The sequence below is a fragment of the Mesorhizobium sp. ES1-4 genome (assembly GCF_020164745.1).
In the GTDB taxonomy this organism is placed as follows: domain Bacteria; phylum Pseudomonadota; class Alphaproteobacteria; order Rhizobiales; family Rhizobiaceae; genus Mesorhizobium.
In genome coordinates this window covers 1-22,277 of the sequence record NZ_JAIUGV010000032.1, presented here as the reverse complement: position 1 = coordinate 22,277, position 22,277 = coordinate 1, and the positions used below count along the sequence as shown (strand labels likewise).

At 59.0% G+C, this 22,277-nt stretch carries 17 protein-coding genes and 3 pseudogenes; 1 reads left to right on the top strand and 19 read right to left on the bottom strand.

From position 1 onward, the window contains the following. Positions 1 to 166: 166 nt before the first annotated feature. From LB556_RS30935 to queC, 16 genes and pseudogenes are all read right to left on the bottom strand, one after another. Entirely contained in the window at positions 167 to 547 is a 381-nt protein-coding gene (locus LB556_RS30935; RefSeq protein ID WP_126080606.1) for a hypothetical protein, read from the bottom strand. A 10-nt stretch (positions 548 to 557) separates the two neighbouring features. Then, positions 558 to 1,856 (bottom strand): lysine N(6)-hydroxylase/L-ornithine N(5)-oxygenase family protein, encoded by a 1,299-nt coding sequence (locus LB556_RS30930; RefSeq protein WP_063169368.1) that lies wholly within the window; start codon positions 1,854 to 1,856, stop codon positions 558 to 560. A gap of 842 nt (positions 1,857 to 2,698) precedes the next feature. Continuing rightward, positions 2,699 to 3,571 (bottom strand): universal stress protein, encoded by an 873-nt coding sequence (locus tag LB556_RS30925; protein WP_063169369.1) that lies wholly within the window; start codon positions 3,569 to 3,571, stop codon positions 2,699 to 2,701. A gap of 95 nt (positions 3,572 to 3,666) precedes the next feature. Continuing rightward, the gene (locus LB556_RS30920; RefSeq protein WP_224571202.1) at positions 3,667 to 4,371 is read right to left on the bottom strand and encodes a response regulator transcription factor; all 705 of its coding nucleotides are present in this window, start codon (positions 4,369 to 4,371) and stop codon (positions 3,667 to 3,669) included. A gap of 107 nt (positions 4,372 to 4,478) precedes the next feature. After that, positions 4,479 to 4,958, bottom strand: a complete 480-nt coding sequence (locus LB556_RS30915) for a NifX-associated nitrogen fixation protein (RefSeq protein WP_024505267.1) — start codon at positions 4,956 to 4,958, stop codon at positions 4,479 to 4,481. 16 nt (positions 4,959 to 4,974) lie between these two features. Then, entirely contained in the window at positions 4,975 to 5,472 is a 498-nt protein-coding gene (nifX, locus tag LB556_RS30910) for a nitrogen fixation protein NifX (protein ID WP_063169371.1), read from the bottom strand. Continuing rightward, the gene (gene nifN / locus LB556_RS30905) at positions 5,469 to 6,821 is read right to left on the bottom strand and encodes a nitrogenase iron-molybdenum cofactor biosynthesis protein NifN (protein ID WP_024505265.1); all 1,353 of its coding nucleotides are present in this window, start codon (positions 6,819 to 6,821) and stop codon (positions 5,469 to 5,471) included. Before nifN ends, nifX begins: the two co-directional genes overlap by 4 nt. A gap of 8 nt (positions 6,822 to 6,829) precedes the next feature. Beyond that, a complete protein-coding gene (nifE, locus tag LB556_RS30900; RefSeq protein WP_024505264.1) occupies positions 6,830 to 8,314 on the bottom strand; it encodes a nitrogenase iron-molybdenum cofactor biosynthesis protein NifE in 1,485 nt (494 codons plus the stop codon). 61 nt (positions 8,315 to 8,375) lie between these two features. Next, complete coding sequence (gene nifK / locus LB556_RS30895; protein WP_024505263.1) at positions 8,376 to 9,917, bottom strand: nitrogenase molybdenum-iron protein subunit beta; 1,542 nt, start codon at positions 9,915 to 9,917, stop codon at positions 8,376 to 8,378. A gap of 129 nt (positions 9,918 to 10,046) precedes the next feature. Continuing rightward, positions 10,047 to 11,549 carry a nitrogenase molybdenum-iron protein alpha chain gene (gene nifD, locus LB556_RS30890; protein WP_024505262.1) on the bottom strand — a complete coding sequence of 501 codons (1,503 nt, stop codon included), beginning with the start codon at positions 11,547 to 11,549 and terminating at the stop codon, positions 10,047 to 10,049. An 87-nt stretch (positions 11,550 to 11,636) separates the two neighbouring features. Next, positions 11,637 to 12,530 carry a nitrogenase iron protein gene (gene nifH, locus LB556_RS30885; RefSeq protein ID WP_024505261.1) on the bottom strand — a complete coding sequence of 298 codons (894 nt, stop codon included), beginning with the start codon at positions 12,528 to 12,530 and terminating at the stop codon, positions 11,637 to 11,639. 1,097 nt (positions 12,531 to 13,627) lie between these two features. Next, positions 13,628 to 13,824: pseudogene (locus LB556_RS30880) on the bottom strand (7-carboxy-7-deazaguanine synthase QueE); the annotation flags it as partial. A gap of 160 nt (positions 13,825 to 13,984) precedes the next feature. Further along, positions 13,985 to 14,737: a carbonic anhydrase gene (locus LB556_RS30875; protein ID WP_063169372.1), complete on the bottom strand. Its 753-nt coding sequence runs from the start codon at positions 14,735 to 14,737 to the stop codon at positions 13,985 to 13,987. A 770-nt stretch (positions 14,738 to 15,507) separates the two neighbouring features. Then, positions 15,508 to 16,233: a 7-carboxy-7-deazaguanine synthase QueE gene (gene queE / locus LB556_RS30870; protein WP_164548811.1), complete on the bottom strand. Its 726-nt coding sequence runs from the start codon at positions 16,231 to 16,233 to the stop codon at positions 15,508 to 15,510. Positions 16,234 to 16,238: 5 nt separating this feature from the next. After that, the gene (gene queD / locus LB556_RS30865; RefSeq protein WP_063169374.1) at positions 16,239 to 16,595 is read right to left on the bottom strand and encodes a 6-carboxytetrahydropterin synthase QueD; all 357 of its coding nucleotides are present in this window, start codon (positions 16,593 to 16,595) and stop codon (positions 16,239 to 16,241) included. Continuing rightward, on the bottom strand, positions 16,595 to 17,293 hold the full coding sequence (gene queC, locus LB556_RS30860) for a 7-cyano-7-deazaguanine synthase QueC (protein ID WP_063170389.1): 699 nt from the start codon (positions 17,291 to 17,293) through the stop codon (positions 16,595 to 16,597). The genes queD and queC overlap by 1 nt, the downstream gene beginning before the upstream one ends. Before the next feature lie 369 nt (positions 17,294 to 17,662). Between queC and LB556_RS30855 the strand changes: the two are divergent. Beyond that, positions 17,663 to 17,804 (top strand): annotated as a pseudogene (locus LB556_RS30855) (IS630 family transposase); the annotation flags it as partial. Here the strand turns inward: LB556_RS30855 and LB556_RS30850 are convergent. From LB556_RS30850 to hisC, 3 genes and pseudogenes are all read right to left on the bottom strand, one after another. Continuing rightward, a pseudogene (locus LB556_RS30850) lies at positions 17,799 to 19,001 on the bottom strand (IS3 family transposase). The pseudogenes LB556_RS30855 and LB556_RS30850 overlap by 6 nt on opposite strands. 254 nt (positions 19,002 to 19,255) lie before the next feature. Beyond that, complete coding sequence (locus LB556_RS30845; RefSeq protein WP_063169375.1) at positions 19,256 to 20,290, bottom strand: LLM class flavin-dependent oxidoreductase; 1,035 nt, start codon at positions 20,288 to 20,290, stop codon at positions 19,256 to 19,258. A 71-nt stretch (positions 20,291 to 20,361) separates the two neighbouring features. Continuing rightward, on the bottom strand, positions 20,362 to 21,492 hold the full coding sequence (hisC, locus tag LB556_RS30840) for a histidinol-phosphate transaminase (RefSeq protein WP_063169376.1): 1,131 nt from the start codon (positions 21,490 to 21,492) through the stop codon (positions 20,362 to 20,364). Between the last annotated feature and the right edge of the window lie 785 nt (positions 21,493 to 22,277).

Here is a 22,277-nt window from a genome sequence, read left to right as displayed (position 1 = left end):
AGCGGAGCTCTCACCGTGTTGCCGCACATCAAGCACGGCAAAGGGCATGCCAACCCTTCTTAGCTTCGGCAAGCGCCGGTACCGCCTTGAATAAGCGAGCCCTAACACGGCCAGCTGACGTTAACCTGAATGTCGGCTTTCGACGGCTCACCTTAGCGGCTGCCGTTTAGGAAGGTGAGAGTTTGGCTGGCCCGCTGGCGATAAGACCGGCTTCGGCGTCCTGGAGTAGTCGCACTTCGGCGATGGGGTCGAAAGTGCGGGAGAGGCTCGGTACCCTTGCAGCCACCGCCGCATGTGGCCCGGCGTCATAATTCGCGTCGCGGTTGCCAACGGCGGCGTTGGGCTCGATCCACGTGGCGTTGAGCCCGACAGCACGTAAAGCTGCATCGTGATTGAATGCCCTTTGCTGTTTCACGCCAAGCAGGAGTCGCGCGACGCTACCTTGCTCAAGCGCGAGCAGAGCGATCTGACGCCGTAGGAATATTGCTCGTCCCGCTTTTGCCGCCAGAGGCGGAAATCTTTCCTGAATGCCACCGCCGATCATCAATATCGACGAATCATATCCCGCTGCCCATTTGTTCGACTCCGAGGTCGGGCCAGCACTCCGTCAAGGGACGGTTGATGAACCCTAGATGCTCGGGATTGGCGCATGGCGCGCGCCGCAGAAGGCTGTCAAGGATGCGGCGCGCTCGCCAGGCCAGCAGCCCAAAGTTCGGATCAGCCAGCCCGCGCTGTCCAAGGCAGGCGTTCTGAACGAAAAGGCGTCGGTCTCGCGGTCCGTCCCAGTACACCGAAAAATCCTCGCCGATGGCGAGCTCATTGCCGATCTGTTCGAGGCGATCTGCGATCGGTTCTAGGAAACCCGGCAGCGGTTTCTCGTACCCGGTGGCCAGGATGACGATATCGGCGGTTACTTCTCCGATGTTGTCCAAGCCGCGTTGCAGCGTGAGCCTGTGCCCTGCTCCGGCATTGATGCAGCGCGACACGTTGCAACTTGGCCGCAATGTGATCTCGCATTGGTGTGGCTCGAGAAAGGCGTGGTGGTAGAGCGCCTGATAGACCGCGCGCAACTTGCTTTCTGAAATGCCCTCGGAGGCAAGCGCGAAACGCCGCAGGAACAGCTGTCGATGCACCTCGCTCATCGCAGCAAAACGATCCGAGAAGCATGGCGTGAACAGCCCGTTTGTGAACGCGTGGTCGTCGAAAGGCATCTCGCGCGTCAAGACCCATGTGATCGCCGCGGGCCGCCGTTCTTTCGGCCGGCCGACAAGGTGCAGTAGCAGCTCGGCTCCCGACTGTCCGCCGCCAACAACGCAGACATGCTTTTTTTGCACCTCAGGATTGATGTGGGCCAACTCAGATGAGTGGAACAGGTTGGGTCCAGTCCAGCCATGAAACTGAGGCGGAATTTGCGCCTGCTTGCCTATGTCGATGACGAGGTTTCTTGCATCAAGGACCGCGTTGTCCGTCCGCACGCGAAACTCGCCGTCAAAGCGGATTTCGCGAACGGCCTCGCCGCCACGGACAAGCGGATTCTTCTGGAACGCCCAGTTGAGATATTGGGCGAACTCGGCTCTAAGCACCCCGTGAAATTGCGCATTGAGGAAATTGTAAAGACGCCCGTTCTCGTGGAGGTAGTTTACGAATGTGTAGGCTGATCGCGGATTGACCAGAGTAACCAGATCCTGGAAGTGGCCGACCTGGAGCTCCGCGCAATCGAAAGCGCTGCCTGGATGTCCTCGGAAATCGACCTCCCGGTCCAGGAACAGTGCCCCTTGCGCAATCTCTTCCTGTATCTGACACGCAAGGCTCAAATTAGATGGTCCAGCACCCACACCAATACAAAAGAGGTCCACTTATCCTTACTCCTCTAGGAGTGTTTTCCAACTCAGCGGCATGTTGACGTCGATTGCCGGGCATTGAGCAATGCGAACCTCACAGGCATGCTTGAGCCGCGGTCCCGACTGAGAGGACAGCAAAAGCGTGTGCCGCCTTCCAGGTCTTGGGCTCAATGTCGGCGGCATCGACAGCGGCGCGGCGTGATCCGAACCCAAGAGCAGAAGGAAAGTGTGTGATGCTGTCGCGCGGCTCTTCCGGATCTTACGGCGGCTTCTAGCGCCGGCCTCCACCCCAGGAGTGGCTGTTTCCCTGCCACGACGGAAGCGGCTCTTTCTTTCGAGGGGCGTAACCATGGATAACGGCTCTTAATGCTTTCGGAGACTCCCATGCATGCGGCGTGCCGGATAAAGACCTGTCAAACCAACGAGTTCGCGCAGTTCCAGCTCGTCTGGAATCCGACATTGTCGCACGCCCGACGATCGGGCAGGGGAAGCTCCGCGGCAGCGGCCCTTGCACACCGCAGGCTGACAGGGACAGCCGCCGATTTGACGCGCGTCCGGGTACTGATAAGGGGCCTTCCAACAGGGTTCGCGCACGAGGCGGGGTCTCCTGGTACACCCGCCCTGTGGCTTGGCTGCGGTCTGCTGCAGCCGTTCGTCTTTACTGCCCGTTGCGGACGATCTCGCACGAGTTGGTTCACGAGAGCGTCGTGAAGCAGTCGAGGCGTCCGGTTTGGCTCTGACAAGCGTCGCAAGATGTTCGCGGATCCAGCCATGTCTCCGCAATCCGACCGGTAACCGACGACGACTTCGGACTGGTTGGCGGTCCTACGACCTGATCGGTGTTCCTACGGAGCTGATCAGCGAGCCAAAAACAGCGGCAATGTGGTCTTCCCAAAGCTCCAGCTCGGCGGACCGCCGAAAATCCGCTCACGCAGCCCACGGCTGCCATAAGCACCCATAACCATCATGTCAGCACAGATGTCGTTCGCGTGCTGGGTCAGCACTGTGCCCGCCGATTTGCCGGCGCTCTTAAGCAGGTCAACGGAGACCCGAGCACCGTGCCGAGTAAGATAGGCAGCGATGTCAGCTCCAGACTGCGCGCCTTTCCCGTTGTTTTGCGCCTTTGGATCGACCATAGCGACACAGACTTCCTTGGCAGCGGATAGGATACTAAGAGCTTCCCGAACCGCACGCGAGGCCTCTACACGCGAATCCCAGCCGACCAGCACGCGTCGAGGCGACAGCGTCGCCTTAACGCCCTTCGGCACGATGAGCACCGGCTTTCCGCTATCGAACAAGCAGCCGTTGACAACAGGAGGTCCGAGAGTCTCATCGTTGAGGAGGTCTCCTCCAACGATCGTCAGGTCAGCGCAGAGCGCCCGCTGTCGTGCCACTTCACCGAGGCTAGCCGGATCGCAATAGTCGGTGTCAACGTCACAGGAAAGCGACATAGCTTTCAGCCTTTTGAGGATATCCGCGGACCGTCTTTCCATTCTGGTCACGTCCTGTGAAAATTTCTCGATTTGCTGAAATCGATAGTTCGGTACTGCAATTGCCTGTGCACGTCCTGTATTCCATTCGGGGGGCGGAGACGACATCAAGAGCAATGGAGGCGGTATAATGAGTACCGATAGGTGCGCGCCGACCTCGGCACACAGTCCGGCAGCTGTTGTGAGGTCCTCATCAGAATGATCAGCACCCGTCACACTGAATATGCTTTTAAATTCCATTTGCCTGCTTCTCCTGGTCTTCGTTAGGAGCGCCTCAAAGCGGCAACACCGCTCTCAGGAGGAAGAGAGAGCGGCACCACGTTCGATCACCGATTTCAGTCGTCCGGCTTCTCGAGCGAGTAGCCGGCCGACCTGACGGTGCGAATGACGCTGCCGGGCAAGGCCGTTTTCAGCGCCCTCCTGATTCGGCTGATATGGACATCGACGGTGCGTGCACCGACATGAATGTTGGGCAGCCAGGCCGCCCCGATAAGCTCGTCCCGGCTGAAGACCTTGCCGGGGGCCTCAATCATAAGCCGCAGCACGTTGAAATCGATCCGTCCGAGATGGATGTCGTGGCCATTACCGCGAACCCGATGGGCATCGAGCTTCATCTCCAGGCCTCCACAACAAATCCAACTGTCGTTTTCAACCCCGTTCGGACCACGCTTGGTCAGCCCGAGCCTCGCCCGCAGGCAGTCGAGCAGCTTGGCCGGAGCCACCGGCCGCACAAAGCTCTCAACGCCTGCCTTCAAGAGATCGAGGTGCTGGTGCTCGGCGCCAGGCGCGATCAGGGCGATGATAGGCAGGTCGGTGGTGCGCGGTTCCCGCTTGAGGTGGGCGCAAATTGCGGACCCGTTTATGCTGGCTGGGTCGCAATCCAGCACTACGGCCTGAAGCTCCCGTTGTTCGGCCAAGGCCAGCGCAGCCTTCGCGCCGTCTGCCGTCTCACTGCTGAAACCGTCAACCTCCAGTATGTGGCTGTAGAGCAGATAGAACTCGGCATCTTGCGAGCAGATCAGGACCAGCGGCTTCTTCATCGGCGATACCCCAACAACCTGGTCGGCCTCGAGTCCCTGGATCGAGGGGACTGGCCAACATAGTTTCTCGGGTCCGTCATGATGGCCTTTCTCGAAAATCGCGCCCATCATGCCAGCGCCACGTGGGGAAAGGTTTCGATGACTGAAATCGCATCGTCGACCAGCTTCGTACCGGCCGTGGCGAGCTTCAGGAGCGTCTCGAAGCCAAACCGGTGGACATCGCGCAGCGTTTTGGACAAAACGACCAGCCGTCCGGTCGTGAAAAGCACCCGACCAAAACCCTCATGGCTCACCTGGATCATCGGCGATGCCATAAGGCCGCAGCGCTCCTCGATCGCAAGCCCGATGGCGGCGTAGTACTTGTCGAGCCTCCACAGCACGTCGGGATCGGGATCTCCGATGATTGGGATCCCTCGGCGCTGTTCCTTGGTAATGATGAAGTCGCCCAGCAGCTCAGCGTCCGCTTTGCGTTCCCACGAGCCATAGGAATCCTGAGAACGGATCAGCCGCACGAGGCATTTGACGAACGGGGTGCAAAGAGCCGCCTCGTCTTCGGCGACAGCTGGGGGGATTGCGGGGTCAGGCATTGGCGTCCTCCTCTTTTCAGTCCTCGTCCTCGAAGGACGGTTTCTTTTCGGCAATGCCCGCTCGCGCCAGCACCTTGCGCAGCCAAGGCGGAGGACACGTCCTGAGCATCATCTGCGTGCGCAAGAGCACCTGTGGGATCGATTGGGGCTCCGCCACTTTGATCGGGTGGATTTTTGCCGCGACAAGCTTGGCTGCCGAAGGGCCGCCAATTGCCAGACAAAACAGGATCTGACAGCCCTTGAGCGCATCCACCTTTGGCGTGATGCGATCATCGCGCTCGGCCCGATGCTCCCCGCTTTCATCGGACACGTCATCGAAGGCCACGGCTTCTACGAGATTCCATTCCTCGCGCGTCACGTCGTAGACAGCAAAGCGCCTGGCCGACCCGAAATGGGCGTTGAGGTCCTGCATGTCCTGAGTGGCGATCGCAACGCGCAATGCGCCCTTACGTCGTTCAGGCATCGGGGCGAAAACCTCACTACTGACCAGCGAGAGGCGGCGAACAGCGTTCATCGTGATATTTCTCGATTACGGAGTGGATCAAGCGCCTCAGGAGTGGGCGCGTGTTGGTTGGCCTGGAAGATGCTGGCGACCTCGAAGATCATGTCGCGGGTGCCCTGATAGAGAATTGCGAGCTTGTGCTGGCTGCCTAGTCGATCGAAGACCGGGAACCCGATGCGCATGAGCGGAATTCGGAGCCGCTCCGATGCTTGGCGCCCGTGCGAATGCGTGACAAGCAGGTCAGCACCGACGGCAAGACTTTCCAGATCGCCGAGATCGCCGATCTGAACCGAAACCGCCGGGACTTTCTCGAGAATTTTAGACCTGTCGGTCGTTGTGACGGCCGCGGCTATCTCGGAGCCGAGGCCAGCAAAGAAGGTCGCAAGTTGGAACAGCTGGTCTGGTTCGGCAGCGATGGCAATTTTCTTGCCGCCGAAATGGAAATGTCCGTCGAGCATCGCGTCCTGCAATTGCGCCCGGCGCCGGCGCACGCGGGCCGGTACCGCCGCGCCCGAAATCGCAGACAGCAGCGACACGAAGCGGTCCGTGTCCTGCAGCCCAGTCAGTGACTGGAACAACACGTAAGGCACGCCGGTCAACCCGTGCAGCGCTTTCGCCGGGCGGCGCATGTGCTCACCGATGGCGATGCATTGCATGGCCGTGCCCAACTCGCGAATGTCTTCGACGCTGGTGCCGCCGTATGTGGTCGCTACCCAGCGGTCAGGAACCGTACCGTCGAGCGAGCCTGAAATGTCGGGCAGAATAACCGGCTTGAGCCCAAAGCTTTCAACCATGTCACGCATATGCTCGATGTCGGCGACAGTGAGGTTGCATCCGGGCAGGATCGCGATCTTCTTCGGCTGCCGCGCACGTTCGCCCGAGCCTGTAATCCCTTTGATCATTGCGGTGACTGCCTTGGCCCAGCCCTCTTCGATCGCGCCGTCAAAATCCGGCGTGTTGGCCAGCACGACCTCCGTACCCGCAAGCTCTTGCGTGTGCTTCAGCTTGATGTTCGCAATATCACTCGCGCAATCTTCGCCACGCGTCTCCACCAGCGCGGTCGTGCACACCCCGATCAGCTTTGGCTTCGTGCGGTTCTTGAGGTTGAGGATGGCTTCTTCAAGATGGTCGGCAGCGCCGAGGATGGTCGCCACCTCATCCATCGCTGTTGTCTGCAATGGAATCGTTTCTTTGAAGTGCCGTACGAAGAGCACGAGCGCGAAGCTTGTGCATCCCTGGCTGCCGTGGAACAGCGGCATCGCGCCGTCGACCCCAAGAAAGGCAAAGGCGGCACCCAGCGGCTGCGACGACTTCAGCGGGTTCACCGCCGCGGATTTGGTCTGGGGAAGGATGCGGGCCATCGGTCGCCTCAACACTCGCTGAACTCGTGTGCCGTCGCGCCGGCGAATTCATCGAACAGGTGCCCGGACTCCTTCTTCGTGCATGGCAGTTCGTCTTTTAGATCAGGCTGGCAATCCCACGGGGCCGGCTGGCGCACCTGAGACCAGACCGGATTGTGAATGGCGAGGTCGATCTGGCGTACGAGTTCCACCATGCCGGCATAGCCGGCATAAGGGTGCTGGCGCTCCTGGTTGATATCGAGCCAGGGCGTCTTGGCCTTGAGCGCAATGAATTGCGTGCGACCGCCCGACAGCATGATATCGGCCCTGTGTTCAGAGAGCATGGCGTACAGCTCGCGCGCAGCCATGTATTCGAACATATGCTTGTCGTGCTTGAGAACTTGTTTGATGCGCTCCTTGTCCTGCACCGTAGATTTCTTGACCGAGGTGCCGACGATCTCGATTCCGATCTCCATCAGCGCACGGACAACCGACCAGGACTTCACACCGCCTGTGTTGAGCAGCACGCGCTTGCCTTGGAGCCTTTGCCGGTAGGATTCGAGTTTCTTCCACGCGATCGCCTCCTGCTGCGCGATCAGCGTCTCCGTGCGCTCGAGGATCTCCGGATCGGCGCCCTTCCTCACCAGCAGCCTGACAAGGTTGCGAAGAGCTTGCGATGTGTCGGAGATGCCATAGAAGGAGCCCTCGAAGAACGGGATGTCCCAGCGCTCCTCCATCTTGCGGGCAAGACTGATCAGCGCGGTCGAGCACACGATCATTGCCGCCCGGGCGCGGTGCGCGGAAGCAATGTCGCGGTAACGCGCATCGCCGGGAATGCAGGCGCGCACCCGGATGCCGAGCCGATCGAGGAGCGGCTTTACAAGCCAGAATTCGCCCGAGAGGTTGAATTCGCCAAGGATGTTGATGTCGTAGGGCCCGGGGTCGTCGGGTTCGACCGTGCCGATGACATGATCGAGCAACGCCTCGGCGGCGAGCTTGTTGCCGAGGTTCTTGGAGCCTGCCAGGCCAGGCGCATTGATCGGCACCACGGCCAAACCGAACTTTTCCGTGGCGCGTTTGCACACGGCCTCGATGTCGTCACCGATCAGCGCCGTTACGCAAGTTGAGTAGACGAAGATCGCCGGCGGCGCGTATGTGTGCTTGATCTCGCGGATCGCCTTGAAGAGTTTCCGCTCGCCCTGCCCCATCACCAGGTCGAGTTCGGTGAGGTCGGTCGTGAAGCTTGTCCGCCACAAGGTCGGCCCTGACGAAACCGCACCACGGTTGTCCCAAGAATTGCCCTCGCAGGCGAGCGGCGCATGGACCAGATGCGCAACGTCGGTGATCGGCTGCAGGACGATCTTGGCTCCGTCAAAGGCGCAGCCGCCGGCTGCCGCCCCTGGTGTCAGCGACTTCGAGCAGCCCTCCTTGCGCGCCTTGGCATCTTTGCCACGGTTCTTATCGCAGGCGGGCTCATCGAAGGCGTCCTTGATTTTGGCGCTGAGGGAGGACATCGCTCAGCCTCCCCAGTCCATTGGGCAAGGAATGGCCTCGGCGAAAAGCCGGCCACGGCTCTTAGCGCGTGAGGTCATAGGAATAATCCGTCACACCCGTCTCGCTCGTCTCGCGATCGAGTTTGTCGAAGATCTTGTCGAGGATCGTCGTCAGCACGCGCAACGCGCCCTGGTAGCCAAAGAGCGCAAAGCGGTGATGATGGTGCCGATCGAAGATCGGAAACATCAGCCGGATCAGCGGCGTTCCGGTGTCGCGCTCCAGGTACTTGCCGTAGGAATTGCCGATCAAAAGGTCCACCGGCTCGGTAAAGAGCAGCGAGCGCAGCGCCCACAGGTCCTTGCCCGCCCAAACCTGGGCAGCCTTGCCGAAAGGCGAGGATGCTAGCAGCTTCTTCAAATCGGCTTCCCATGCCGAGGTGCCATTGGTGGCGAGGCAATGGGTTGGCTCGCCGCCGGTCTCCATGACAAAGCGGGCCATTGCGTGAACGAAGTCGGGATCACCGTAGATGGCGTATTTCTTACCATGCAGCCAGGATTGGCTGTCCGCCATGGCGTCTACCAGTCGGCCGCGCTCGAGGCGAATTGCCTCGGGAATCTCCTTGCCGGAAATCGCCGCGACCTCCATCAGGAATTCGTCCGTCGCCTGAACGCCGAGCGGATAGTGGAACGAGGCCGTCGCCTGCCCGACCTCCTCGCAATAGCCCAGTGTCTTTCGGGTGTTGTGATGCTGCAGCGAAAGCGTTGCCTCGGCGTTGAGGGCCTTCTTCACCTCGTTGATCTTCGTGCCCCCGTCATACATGCGGTATTCACCGTCCGAAGGCGTATCGAACTGGTCAGAGGCATCCTGGATCAATGTATAGGACACGCCCATTACATCGAGCAGGCGCTTGAGCTCCCGGTTGTTGCCGACGCAGAAGCCGTCGAAGCCCGGAATGATGTTGATGGTTCCTTCGATTTGCGTACGCTCCTGACCTTTCCAGAAGTGCTCCAAAATGCCTTTGACCATGTTGTCATAGCCGTCGACATGACTGCCAACGAAGGCCGGGGTGTGGGCAAAGGGCACGTCGAAGTCGCGCGGGACTGAATCTTCGTCCTTGGCGTTCTGGATGAAGCTGTGCAGGTCGTCGCCAATGACCTCTGCCATACAGGTCGTCGACACGGCAATCATCTTGGGGTCGTAGAGCTGGTAGGTGTTGGCGAGCCCGTCGACCATGTTCTTCAGGCCGCCAAACACCGCCGCATCCTCGGTCATTGAGGAGGAGACCGCCGCGGCAGGCTCCTTGAAATGGCGCGACAGGTGCGAGCGGTAATAGGCGACGCAACCTTGGCTGCCGTGGACGAAGGACATGGTTCGCTCGAAGCCGGCGGCAGCGAATACCGCACCCAGCGGCTGGCAGGCCTTGGCCGGGTTCACGACAAGCGCTTTGCGGGCGAGGTTCTTTTCGCGGTATTCCCACGTCTGGGTGAAATCGCGCTGATCGGAAACGATTTCATCGGGGTGCGGACATTCGAAGTTTAGCTTCTTCTCAGCGAGCATCTTTCTGTATTCCGGCTCGCGGAACAGGGGAGCGTGATCGAGAATTTTTTCAGCCGACTGCGGCATGATGATTACCTCTTTTGCATCTGGCTGCGCGGGACGGCAGCTCAGGACGTCAAGACGTTCCAGGCTCCGGCGGATCAGAGGCCGCGGGAGTTCACCGTCTCAGTGGGAGACTGGGGCTGAAGCAAATGTTTATTCGGCAGCCATCGCCCGCTCATCGCCCCGGCTTCTTTTCCAAGGCGCGTGGAATAGGTCCCAGACCGGGTTGTTAATGGCGAGATCCACATCACGTGCGAAAATGGCAAAGCCGTCGTAGCCGTGATACGGGCCTGAATAATCCCAGGAATGCATCTGGCGGAACGGTATGCCCATCTTCTGCACCGGGTATTTTTCTTTGATTCCCGAGCCGACCAGATTTGGGCGAATCCCTTCGATGAATTTCTCCAACTCATAGCCGGTCACGTCATCGTAGATCAGCGTGCCGTTCTTCACGTAGTGGCCGGTGCGCTGATAGTCGTCGCTGTGGGCGAATTCATAGCCGGTGCCCACGATGACCATGCCGAGGTCCTCGTAGGCCGTGACGACGTGGCGGGGGCGCAGGCCGCCGACATAGAGCATCACGGTATTTCCTTCCAGGCGCGACAGGTACTTGGCGATGACCGCATCAACAAGCGGCCTGTACTTGGCAATGACCTTTTCGGTCTTCTCCTCGATTTCCGGCCCAAAATGCTTGGCTATGTTGCGCAGAGAGGCTTCGATCTGGGAGGGACCGAAGAAATTGTACTCCATCCAGGCGACGCCATACTTTTCCTCCATATGCCGACAGATGTAATTCATCGACCGGTAGCAGTGGATAAGATTGAGCTTAGCCTTCGGGGCGCGCTCGATCTCTGCGAGTGTGGCGTCACCCGACCAGTTGCCAACCACGCGCAGCCCTATCTCCTCAAGCAGTATGCGCGAGGCCCAGGCATCGCCGCCGATATTGTAGTCGCCGATGACGTTGACGTCGTAGGGGCCGGCCTCGAACTTGACATCCTTTTTGTCGAAGACCCAATCCCGGATTGCATCATTGGCGATGTGGTGGCCAAGCGACTGCGAGACGCCGCGGAAGCCCTCGCAGCGTACCGGCACGATCGTCTTGTCATACTCCTTGGTCTTTTTGCGAGAAACGGCCTCGGTGTCATCGCCAATCAGGCCGATAGGGCATTCGGACTGCACGGTGATGCCGTTGTTGAGCGGAAACAAGACTTCAATCTCGTCAATGATCTGTTCCAGCTTCTTGTCGCCGCCGAAGACGATGTCCTTCTCCTGGAAATCGGAGGTGAACTGCATTGTCCCGAACGTGTCGACGCCCGTTGTACCGACGTAGTAGTTGCGGCGCTGCGACCAAGAATATTGGCCGCAGCCGACCGGGCCGTGCGAGATATGGACCATATCCTTGACTGGCCCCCACACCACGCCTTTCGAACCAGCATATGCACAGCCGCGAATCGTCATCACCCCGGGAATGGACTTGATGTTCGATTTGACGTCGCATTCGGAAAGGACCTCGCTTTCCCCGCCAGCCTCGTTGCCGCTCTTTGCGACGTTGAGGTGCTTCTTGCGGCGCTTCGCCGCCTTGTCGGGATAATGCGACAGCACCTCTTCGATAAGCTTCGCATGAAGAGCACCGTCATTCTCGTATTCCCGGCTCATGAGTCCCCCTTTCAAGGTTGGGTGACGCCTCAAAGAATAGGCGCCGTTCTCTGCAAGGCGCGCCGATTCATGGCAGCGCTAATGTCACTACTGGGCCGCCGCCTTCGCCGCTTCCTTGGAGTGAAGCTCGGCAAGCATCTGCTCGTCGGTCTTCATGATGCCGAAGTCGAGCAGCATCTCCTCCAGCTCCTCCATGGTGATCGGCGTCGGGATCGTACCCTGGCCCGAATTGGCGTGGATCTTCTCGGCCAGAGCGCGGTATTCCCCTGCCTGCTTTGAGTCCGGCGCGTACTGGATCACCGACATCTTCCTGAGTTCGGCATGTTGGACGATGTTGTCGCGGGGCACGAAGTGGATGAGCTTGGAATTCAATCGGCCAGCCAGTGCTTCGGCCAGATCGAGTTCGCGGTCGGTTTGACGTTCATTGCAGATCAGCCCGCCCAGCCGCACACCGCCCGAATGGGCATATTTGAGGATGCCCTTGGCGATGTTGTTGGCGGCATAGAGCGCCATCATCTCGCCGGACATGACGATATAGATCTCCTGGGCCTTGCCTTCGCGGATCGGCATGGCGAAGCCGCCGCATACCACGTCGCCGAGGACGTCATAGGAGACATAATCGACATCGTCATAAGCGCCATTCTCCTCGAGGAAATTGATCGAGGTGATGACGCCGCGGCCGGCGCAACCGACACCCGGCTCGGGGCCGCCGGACTCCACGCACTTGATGCCTCTGTAGCCCACCTTGAGCACGTCCTGGAGTTCGAGGTCTTCCACCGAGCCTTCCTGTGCGGCGAGATCCAGGACGGTATCCTGAGCTTTCGAATTCAGGATCAAGCGTGTGGAATCGGCTTTGGGGTCGCATCCTACGATGAGGATTCTCTGCCCGAGGTCGACAAGGGCAGCGAGCGTATTTTGGGACGTGGTGGACTTGCCGATGCCGCCTTTTCCGTAAAAGGCGATCTGACGCAGACCTGACATAATAGCTTTCCTTCCTTCGTTCTAATTATCGCGACTGCCCGCGACACAAGTGCCGATAGGCAGCTCGTGCCGCCTCACACCAAGCATCGCAAAAAGCGTACCAGCGTGATCGGCCGATCCCAGAAGAAACTTTGTCATTAAATTCCAGCCGCTTAGACGGCGGCAAAACGCGCGAACGGGCCTTTCAGGCGTCTGTCACGGACACGACAAAGCCGACACAGATTGTCGTGCGCCATCCAAACCGCCGTGTGTCGAGCTCGAAGCGGGAGAATGGGGAAGTTAGCCCAAAGCTGATGGCGAGACCATCGGAAGACATCGGCTCTTGTCTTTCCAGCCTGCCATTGATCGGGCGGTCGCTGGATGAGCAGGAGCCTGGGGCTTGACCGCGGCGCGGGTAGTTCAGGCAGGCTTACAGAGCGGGAACGCCGGCGGCCGATAGACATCCGCGCTTAACCTTTCATAGCCCGTCTACAAGTTGGTTCCGCCGACGCGCTATATGGAAGCCAAATAATTCAGTAGCTTAGCCGAGAGCATTGATTTTTTCAGAAAGATACGTGTTATACGCGTATGAACCGCCGAACCCATGGTCGGCGCCCTCATGCGCGTGAGACCCCGTTGTGGGCGAGGCTCGCGACTGGCTGCACGATCCTAGCCGGCCTGCTTGCCATTGAGTTTGGTCCCGCCGCGGTAGGCTGCGGCATCAAGGGCAACATCAGCTACAACACTGGCAAGAAGATTATCACGTTCTTGGACAGGAATCTTACTGGGAGACACGCATCAACCTATTGAAGGGCGAGCGGTGGTTTTGTTCAGAGGAAGCTGCACGAAAGGCGGGCGGGCGGGCTTCGAGAGGTTAGTGTCGCGGCAGCTTGCAGATCTGCCCACGGGGCCGCCACGATCGCAAAGTGTGTACAAAAGCGCCCTCTCTGCCGAACTGAACAGTGCTCACGGCCATAGCCTCGGATGAGCCCGACTGGCTTGACCTCTGCATGATGAGAGCAGCTTTTACACCAGGTGCGCAGCACATGTCTTTAACGAACGCATCGTCTTCAAGAATATAGAGAGCAATTCGGAAAACCGAGTAGTTGGCGGCGAAGCTAGGAGAAGGTATACACTACCCTCTTGTTACCCCAGAGTAGAACGTGCAGCTGCGGCAAGACGCGGGCTTCGAACCACCTGTCGCTGGTCACCTTTTCTACCAGCGGTTCCATGCGCATCATATTCCGTCGGACTCGACAGAGACGTCTTCATTACCACGGCGGGGCGGCGTGTGATTGCCGGGTTGCAGACAAACCTCGCCGCGACGTATTTGGGACGAGTGGTGTCGGCACCGAATCCCTATCATTTAGACTAGCCAGCTTGGGGAGCGCCGTCAGACCGCCAGACCGGAAGAGGAGGCTTCGCGCCAACTTGTGCCAAGAATGTTGGACCGTGCGGAACCGCTGGGGCGGCGCTCAACTCTGGCGCAGGATGAAGCGTCGATTGGGTGAATGAATAGGGCGCGCGTTCGACGGGTAGAGTGAGGCAAATCGCTGGATGTCTGCCGGATCAACGTCAACCGGTTCCATCGCCACCATCCACTCGACGTTTTCGGTGCACGGCGGCGTCGTCAGTGAGCCCTCATAAGTCCAATAGCCAAGCGAGGCTGGCAGAAGCCAGTTGGGATTCACCTCGTCGATCGTCACCTCCCCATTCGGCAGTTCGGGAAAGGCCGCAGCAAGGGCAGCAAAGCTGGCATTTGTCGCGCCGGGCGTTAAAAAGACGCCCAGCACGCCCAGAGTACCACTTTGCGTGTCCTTGTGAACGAAATGCACCTCCATCGGGAAGCTCTTGCCCGCCACGTGATGTTCGCTTGGCGCATGGAAATGGAACTGTACCAGTTCGTAGACACGATCGCCGCGGGTCAGCGTGCTGCCTTGTGGCATATTGATTTGAATGGTGTGGCCGTTGTTCACCATATTGCCGCCGCCCTTGTGCCAGCCGATGGCGATATGCGGGATATCCGCCTTGACCGCGCTGTTGATATTGATCGGCGATTGCTGCGTGCCGGCAGAGCATACGAAATTTTCCTTATCCAGATCAGCCCAGTGCTCCGGTCCGACCGGACCGGTGTACCCCCAATGGGCACTGGTCGCTTGGGCGGCTTGAACGCAAATCCGGCATGCGCCGAGCGCAACCAACCCTTTGATCAGGTGACGACGATACATATTACTTTTGCTCCTCTTGCGAACTGATGTTGGTGGCTGCCCTAATGGACGCGTGATGGCCAATCGGCGCGGCCAGTATTGTCCTTTGCAACTGATAGATGCCCGCACGCCTTGGCGTGCTTTCATAAGTGCGGCTGCCGTTTCTCGGCTGGCCGGCTTCTGCAGCCCGCAACGGGGGCAGTTTCAACCAGCTAAACGATAAAAAATTTTAGCAGACCAGCGCTTGACCCCCGCCGCAAAGGCACAGGCGAAGGTGATCACTGCGCGGCTGCCGTTCGCGCCGGAGGCCGCATCGCTATACTTTACACTCGCTGCCCAAGGAGACGCAGGCGACCCCAATACGTTTTCATCGCTACTCCCGACGCAGCCGACCCACGCCACGAAAACGTTGCTATATTTCACGTTGGGCCAATGAGGAAATCGATCTTCTTTATGGAAGGCATTTGCGCAATGGATGCATTCCCATGCTGACAGTCGTGCGTCAGGCCGGACAATGAGATACATCGATAAGAGCTGGACAAGGATGAGGGGATGACGTGCTTGCGACGGAGCAGGTGGGGCGAGAAGGCCAGTTCTTGCGGATTTCAACTTTGCGTGACGACAGCTCATCGGAGTCAAGGTGACACACGCCGGCAGCGGGGTGTCCGGGCGGTTTCCAGCCGCACAATCGCGAGACCGCTGACGCGAACAAAGCTCGGCTGTACTCGGCACGCGAAGAGAGCCTGCCAAGCCGTTGGAGCCCGGCCTTCCGGTGCGACGCAAGCCACAGACTAGACCGCCCTCTTGTTACCCCAAAGCAGAACGTGCAGCTGCGGCAACACGCGGGCTTCGAACCACCTGTCGCTAGTCACCCTTTCGACAAGCCATTCCATTCGCATCATTATTCCGTCCAAGTCGACAGAGGCGTCTTCACTGCCAGGGAGCGGCGGCGTGTGATTGCCGGGTTGCAGATAGATCGGAAGGTGCGGATATCTCGCCGCGACTTCTTTGGCGTAGGCATAGTCACTCTCGTCGAAAACGACGAGCTTGAGCACGATTTGCGGCTTCTCTTGCGCCGCTTCGAGGCATGCATCAAACGCAGCCCAACGGGTCGTCATCTCGCTGGACGGCGGCTTTGGGCTAAGGGTCAGCACGTCAAGATCCGCAAACCACTCCCTCACCACGGAACCCTGCGTTTCCAGTGCAAAACGATAGCCCTCGCGATGGCCTCGTTCTATGAGGGGACCGAACGGCTGAATGGCCGGGTTGCCGCCTGACAAGGAGACCATAACCGGCCTGCCGCCGGAAAGCGCATGGACGGTTTGCCACACGGCATCGATCGGCATCGGTAGCCATTCATGGCGATACTGATTGTCCACCGCGTGAAGGCTGTCGCACCATGAACAGCGATAATCACATCCGCCGGTTCTGATGAACACCGTCGGCAAGCCGATGAGCACGCCCTCGCCCTGGATAGTCGGCCCGAATATCTCGCTCACACGGATTGCGGGATGCATGTCGGTCACGGACGGTATTCCGCCCAAGTTTTCGGTGTTTCGCTAACGCGCACGGCCGCGGTCTGCGGCAGACGTGCCTTGCACCATTCATAGAAATGTCTGGCCAGGCATTCCGCCGTGACCTTCTCATGTCCCAGCACGTCGTTGAGGTGCCGATGGTCGAAGCTCTCGTCAATGTAGCGTTTGAGCGGCGCCAGATCGTGATAGTCGCGCACGAAGCCGTGGGCGTCCAGTTCCTTGGCCGACAGCTCCACTACGACGACATAGTTATGCCCGTGCAGGCGCGCGCATTGATGGTTGGGAGGCAAGGAGGTGAGCTGATGCGAGGCCGAGAAGTGGAATTCCTTGCTGATGTGGAACATTACGCGCGCCTCCTGCGCAGCGCCTCAAGCCAGAAATCGGCGTCCTCGTAGTCGGTGGGATCAGCGTGCCCGGCGAGATGGAACGCTTCGCGCCGCTCGACGCAGGTCCCGCATCGTCCGCAGTGACGCACGCCGCCCTTGTAACAGGACCAGGTCTCAGCAAACGGGGTGCCGTATCTTGCGCCATCCGCAACAATGTCAGCTTTTCCGAGATTCACATACGGTGCATAGAGGCGTATCTGCGCATAGCCGTCGAGCGCGCGGTCTTGCATTGTCTGGAAAGCTTCAATGAAGGCCGGACGGCAATCGGGATAGATGAAATGGTCCCCACCATGCACGGCCGCCGCCACCGCTTCGGCGCTGTGGGCGGCGGCGAGACCGAAGGCGATTGCCAACATGATGGCATTGCGGTTCGGCACCACCGTAATCTTCATCGTGTCTTCGGCGTAGTGGCCGTCCGGCACGTCGATACTGCTAGTCAGCGCTGAGCCGGAAAGGCCACGGCCAATTTCGCCGATGTCGATGATCTGGTGCGGGACCTTCAGTCGCTGCGCGCAAAGAGCGGCGAAGCCCAATTCCTTCCTGTGCCGTTGGCCATAGTCGAAAGATAGAAGGCCGGTGAGTTCGTGCTCCGCTGCCACCATGTGAGCAAGGGAAACGGAGTCCAATCCGCCAGAGCAGACGGCGAGAGTCTTCATCATTGGTATCCTTGTTTTGACCGGGTAAGGCTGCGACCGGAGATTTCTCTGCGCCCCCACTACTCCAGCGACTCAGTTTTGTGAACCGGGAGAATTTGCGCTCAGCCCGATTGGAACGGGAGTGCGTCGCGTCCAACACGCGTGATCAATAAAAGTTGAGCGCTTCAGCAGTTTGTTTCGCATCGCGCCAACTTTCGCAACCTGCTGTCCGATCGTCGACTTCGAGACAAGGTGATGTTCGGCCGACATCGGCTGACTCTTAATTAAGCCGCAGAACACATGTTGGCTTTCTGGCCTTCGCTTGTGCGGTTGGCGAGGGCGACATGGATGCCAGCAAATTTGACATTGGCGACATCCGCCTGGAGAACCCTGCGCGGCGCGATTGAGGCCGCAGGCGAGCCTGCTCTAACTGCCGCCCTACAGTCCCGACTTCAATCCGATTGAGAACGCCTTCGCCCAACCTAAGGCGCTGCTGCGAGCAAAGGCCGAGATAACCATCAAGGCTCTATGGGACTGACGTTGCCCCAGCAGTTTTGAGTTCGTTTCCGGCGTGGGTTGTGCCCTGCTGGGCGGGTGAAGCGACGGGCGCTGGCGCGGAGCCTTTGGCATAGCGCAGCGCGAGCGACCGTCGCGGATTGAAGGTGCTGGCGAACTTGGCCGGGGTCTGCCAGGGGGGAGTGCGGCCGCGCGGTGTTGTAGTCGGCGTGCCACAGGGCGATGGCTACGCGCGCCTGAGCCAGCGAGGTGAACAGCGTCTCGTTGAGCAGTTCATCGCGCAGTCGGCCGTTGAAGCTCTCGATGAAGCCATTCTGCATCGGCTTGCCGGGCGCAATGTAATGCCATTCGACGCGGTTCTGATCCGCCCAGGAGAGGATGGCGTTCGAGGTGAACTCGCTGCCATTGTCGCTGACGATCATCCTGGGCCGGCCCCGCTCGGTGATGAGCCGTCCAATTCGCGGGCAACCCGCATGCCCGAGAGAGACGTATCAACGATGAGTGCGAGGCACTCTCTCGTGCAGTCGTCGACGACGGCCAGGATGCGGAAGCGGCGCCCGTCGGTGAGCTGGTCCGATACGAAGTCGAGCGACCAGCGCTCGTCGGGCCTCAGCGGCACCAGCATCGGCGCCCTGGTCCCGATCGCCCGCTTGCGGCCGCCACGGCGGCGACGGCGAGCTTCTCCTCCCGATAGAGCCGGAACAGCTTCTTGTGGTTCACGACCAGGCCCTCCCGCCTCAGCATCACGAGAAGACGCCGGTAGCCGAACCGGCGACGCTCCTGCGCGATCGGCCTTCATCCGCTCGCGAACCTCGCGGTCGTCCGGCCTGCTGGTCTGGTAGCGAACCGTCATGCGGCAACAGCCGATGGCTTTACACGCCCGCCGTTCGCTCATCCCGAAGCCTTCCTTCAGGCGAGCGACAGCTTTCCGCTTGGCGGCGGGCGTCACCATTTCTTTCCCACAAGGTCCTTCAACGCGGCATTGTCGAGCATGGCGTCGGCCAAAAGCCGCTTCAGGCGCGTGTTCTCGTCCTCCAGCGCCTTCAGGTCGCCGAGCCTCGGTGACATCCATCCCGCCGAAGCGGGCCTTCCAATTGTAGATCGAGGCGTCGCTGACCCCGTGCTTGCGGCACAGATCGCCAACCGATACCCCGGCCTCGTGTTTCTTCAAAATTCCGATGATCTGCTCTTCAGAGAAGCGGCTGCGTTTCATGTCCTGGTCCTCTGGATGGGCCAGAACGAACTTCAAACCGGATTAGATCAGAGGGGCAAGGTCAGGACGCCTCGGCGCGGTCGTCGACCTCTTCACCCCAGCCGAATGTGCCAACTACTTCAAAGCCGCAGGATATGACCTGGATCAGATAGGACGTGCTCCAATGGTTTACACCTGACACAGGAGTCCGGCCCCCACAACCGTTTCGCAATGAGGAGCAGCGCTGCCGCTGCTCCTCCAATCACACGACGGATTCACGATGCGGCAACTCGAGCCATGATTTCGGATCCAATGGCCGATGCGGTGTATAGTGAGGCATCCAGCGGCAAATCCCCAAATGCCAGTTGACACAGAAGATAATTAGCACCTGCCTCTTCCAGCTGATCAAGGAGAGCTTTTCGGACAGAATCTGCCGTTCCCACGACGCACAATTCACTTTCAATTGCTGCATCGAAGTTCAAAGGCAAGTTTGGTGGAGTGGAAATGGCATTTAGTTCGTATAGAAATTTGAAGCTATTGAGCCATCGTTCATAGGCAGGTGCTGCGAGCAAATACGCATCTGTTTCAGAACGCCCTATCACCACCATTCGGAGCAATCCAAGAAATGGCGCTTGCTGGCCAATGTCAGCATCGTGAATTCGGGCGGCGCGGAACGCGTCGGTAACGCTGCGAACAGAAGTGGAAGGTCCGACGCAGGCGATGTTTGCCCCATTCGCAGCGGCCCAGCTAGCCGGCTCGGGTCGATTGGTGGCGATCCATGTCGGCGGACGGGGATATTGGTGAGGTCTCAACGTCAGCGGAACATCTTTCAACTCAAAGTGGCGGCCCTGATAAGAAAGCGTCCCGCCTTTCATCGCATTGATGAGAATCTCACTGGCCTCCGCATACTGTTCTGGTGCTGCTTCTACAGCAACCCCGAAGTATCCCAATTCAGTGGGAGCAGAGCCGCGCCCTATGCCGAGTTCAAGCCTGCCGCCGCTCAACTGATCAAGCATGCAGATCTCCTCGAAGGCACGCAGCGGATGATAGAGCGCAAGTAGCATTACCATGGGACCAACACGAAGACTGCGGGTTCGCTGGGCGACGCTCGCTAAGAACAAATTCGGTGATGGACCTCTGCCATGCGGCGTACAGTGGTGCTCGGCGAGATGATACGCATAAAAGCCATAGCCATCGCACGCTTCTGCTAGGCTCAGCCGATCTGCATATTGTTGTGCGATGTCATCGCCGTTTTCGTCCAGATGATCGAAGATGCCGAAGGTCAGGCCCGAAGCGGAAATTTTCTTCAATTAATTGTTCTCCAAATTACCTATATTTATTCGCTAATCATCATAGCTCACGACATATCATTACTTGATGCTTAATGTGAATCGACTTCATGCTTGTGAGCACCGCGATCCTTCTTAAAGTTCATACAGACGCGTTCGGCGGCAGCAAGGAATTTGTCCATCTGCTCTGTGGTGCCAATGCTGACGCGAATACAGTTCTTCAAATCTACGTCAGGAAAGCTGGCGATGAGGATCGCCTGCTCTTTCAACGCGGCTTGCCAGCATGAGCCCTCCTGTCCCGCCGGCACACGGGCCAGCAAAAAGTTTGCGTGGGAGGGTGTTACGGAAAAGCCAAGTTGCAACAGCGCCAGGGTCACTCGCTGTCGTTCATGCTTGATGTGCCTGTGGTTCTCTTCGTAGGCGTGGCGATGCGCAAGAATGCTTTTCCCGACCGCCTGCCCGATCACGTTCATGTTGAAGACATTCTGGATGTTGCGCAGCCTGCCAATGATTTCTGGGTGACCGAAACCGAAGCCGACTCGCACGCCAGCGGCAGCATAGCTCTTTGAAAAAGTCCTCAAGATCAAAAGATTCGGATGTCTATTGACGAGGCGCAGGGCATTGTCGGGTGCGAAGTCAACGTAGGCCTCATCCAAGACGACCAAGCGATCTGCTTGCTCCACAAGGCGTTCGATTTCGGCCACCGGCACGAATGTTCCGGTCGGATTGTTCGGATTAGCCAACAGAATGAACTTCGCGTCTTTTGCGGGGCCGGACAGCAGTTTTTCTATCGGCAGGGGATGAGCTTCGCTCGATGCGATTTCGAGAAACTCGGCACCCTGCAACATGGCAAGTTTACGGTTGAACGAAAATCCGGGCGACAGCATTGCCACTCTATCTCCTGGGGCGAGGAAAGCTCTGTAGATGAGTCCGAGCAGCTCCGACGAACCGTTGCCGGCAATCACCTGATCTTTGGAAAATCCGTAAGCATCGGAGGCAGCTGCCCTTAAGCTGAGATTGTCGTCTTCCGGATAAAGATACTGGTGTTCGATCGCAGCAATTGCACTTTGCATTACGCTCTTCGGCAACGGAAACGGGTTCTCGTTCGTATTTAGCTTAACGCAGTTTGCATCCGTCGCTGGTCCGTTGGACGAGAGAGCATCTAATTTGCTGGCCACCGGCGAAAAAAGCGAAAGCACGGTCTTCAGTTTTGCATCGCACATGTTCTTCTCCGTTTTTCAGTCCCGCAGGGCATGTGACATGAGGCAATCGTTGATCGTGACTTGATCGACGTTCGGCTATATCAGCGCTGCCTTCCCACCCTGGTGGGGATCGCCGACCACGGTTTGGATTTGACACCGGGAAGCTGTCGAGAACCTGATGACGACCCAACGTTTGGCCGACGGCCGATTCGGCGCAACAGACGGTGTTTCAACATCGCATCGTCCTCAAAGCCGCATGCAGGGCCTGCACGACAGCCCGTCTCCAGCGCCCGCAGATAGGTGGAAGCCGAAGTCTTGCCGAACCTCAGTTGCTCTGCCACCTTGGCCCACCGGACTGCCCTGTTTATGGGTCAGGCGCAGGATATCTCTGACGCTCGTTCGTCTTGCTTGCTTCCGTCTTGGCATGGGCTCTCTCGGTTTGCTGATGAGAGAGCCAAATACCGGCTCATCTGAGCATGAGACGCAGGCCTGACGATATGGAGCGTCGCTGGTGGCGCGCGTAGCCGAGAGGGTTCGCCTCGCTGGCGGGGCATGCAAGACGGCGCACCTCCTTAGCCATCCTGTCCCATCGTCTCAGATCGTGAGGCGCACCTTATAGTCGGTGAGGAGATCTTGCAGGGTCAGGTTACGCCCTAGCGCTTAAGGTTGTTGGTCGCACCGAGCAAGCGCGGGACCTGTCGACGGACAACAGCGGTGCCACTGCCGGCACTAGGTGTGAGCTTTCGAGAGGTTGTCCATTCGGACCGGACCGAGGAGACTGGAGTTACCACGCTTCAGCATCCATC

Excerpts from the sequence above, each read along its gene's own strand:
- nifX (WP_063169371.1), bottom strand. The coding sequence starts at position 5,472 with ATGAACGCTGTTCGCCGCCTCTCGCTGGTCAGTAGTGAGGTTTTCGCC.
- LB556_RS30875 (WP_063169372.1), bottom strand. The coding sequence starts at position 14,737 with ATGTATCGTCGTCACCTGATCAAAGGGTTGGTTGCGCTCGGCGCATGC.
- LB556_RS30925 (WP_063169369.1), bottom strand. The coding sequence starts at position 3,571 with ATGGAATTTAAAAGCATATTCAGTGTGACGGGTGCTGATCATTCTGAT.
- nifK (WP_024505263.1), bottom strand. The coding sequence starts at position 9,917 with ATGCCGCAGTCGGCTGAAAAAATTCTCGATCACGCTCCCCTGTTCCGC.
- LB556_RS30915 (WP_024505267.1), bottom strand. The coding sequence starts at position 4,958 with ATGCCTGACCCCGCAATCCCCCCAGCTGTCGCCGAAGACGAGGCGGCT.
- LB556_RS30920 (WP_224571202.1), bottom strand. The coding sequence starts at position 4,371 with ATGAAGAAGCCGCTGGTCCTGATCTGCTCGCAAGATGCCGAGTTCTAT.
- hisC (WP_063169376.1), bottom strand. The coding sequence starts at position 21,492 with ATGTGCGATGCAAAACTGAAGACCGTGCTTTCGCTTTTTTCGCCGGTG.
- nifH (WP_024505261.1), bottom strand. The coding sequence starts at position 12,530 with ATGTCAGGTCTGCGTCAGATCGCCTTTTACGGAAAAGGCGGCATCGGC.
- queD (WP_063169374.1), bottom strand. The coding sequence starts at position 16,595 with ATGTTCCACATCAGCAAGGAATTCCACTTCTCGGCCTCGCATCAGCTC.
- nifD (WP_024505262.1), bottom strand. The coding sequence starts at position 11,549 with ATGAGCCGGGAATACGAGAATGACGGTGCTCTTCATGCGAAGCTTATC.
- queE (WP_164548811.1), bottom strand. The coding sequence starts at position 16,233 with ATGCATCCCGCAATCCGTGTGAGCGAGATATTCGGGCCGACTATCCAG.
- queC (WP_063170389.1), bottom strand. The coding sequence starts at position 17,293 with ATGAAGACTCTCGCCGTCTGCTCTGGCGGATTGGACTCCGTTTCCCTT.
- nifE (WP_024505264.1), bottom strand. The coding sequence starts at position 8,314 with ATGTCCTCCCTCAGCGCCAAAATCAAGGACGCCTTCGATGAGCCCGCC.
- nifN (WP_024505265.1), bottom strand. The coding sequence starts at position 6,821 with ATGGCCCGCATCCTTCCCCAGACCAAATCCGCGGCGGTGAACCCGCTG.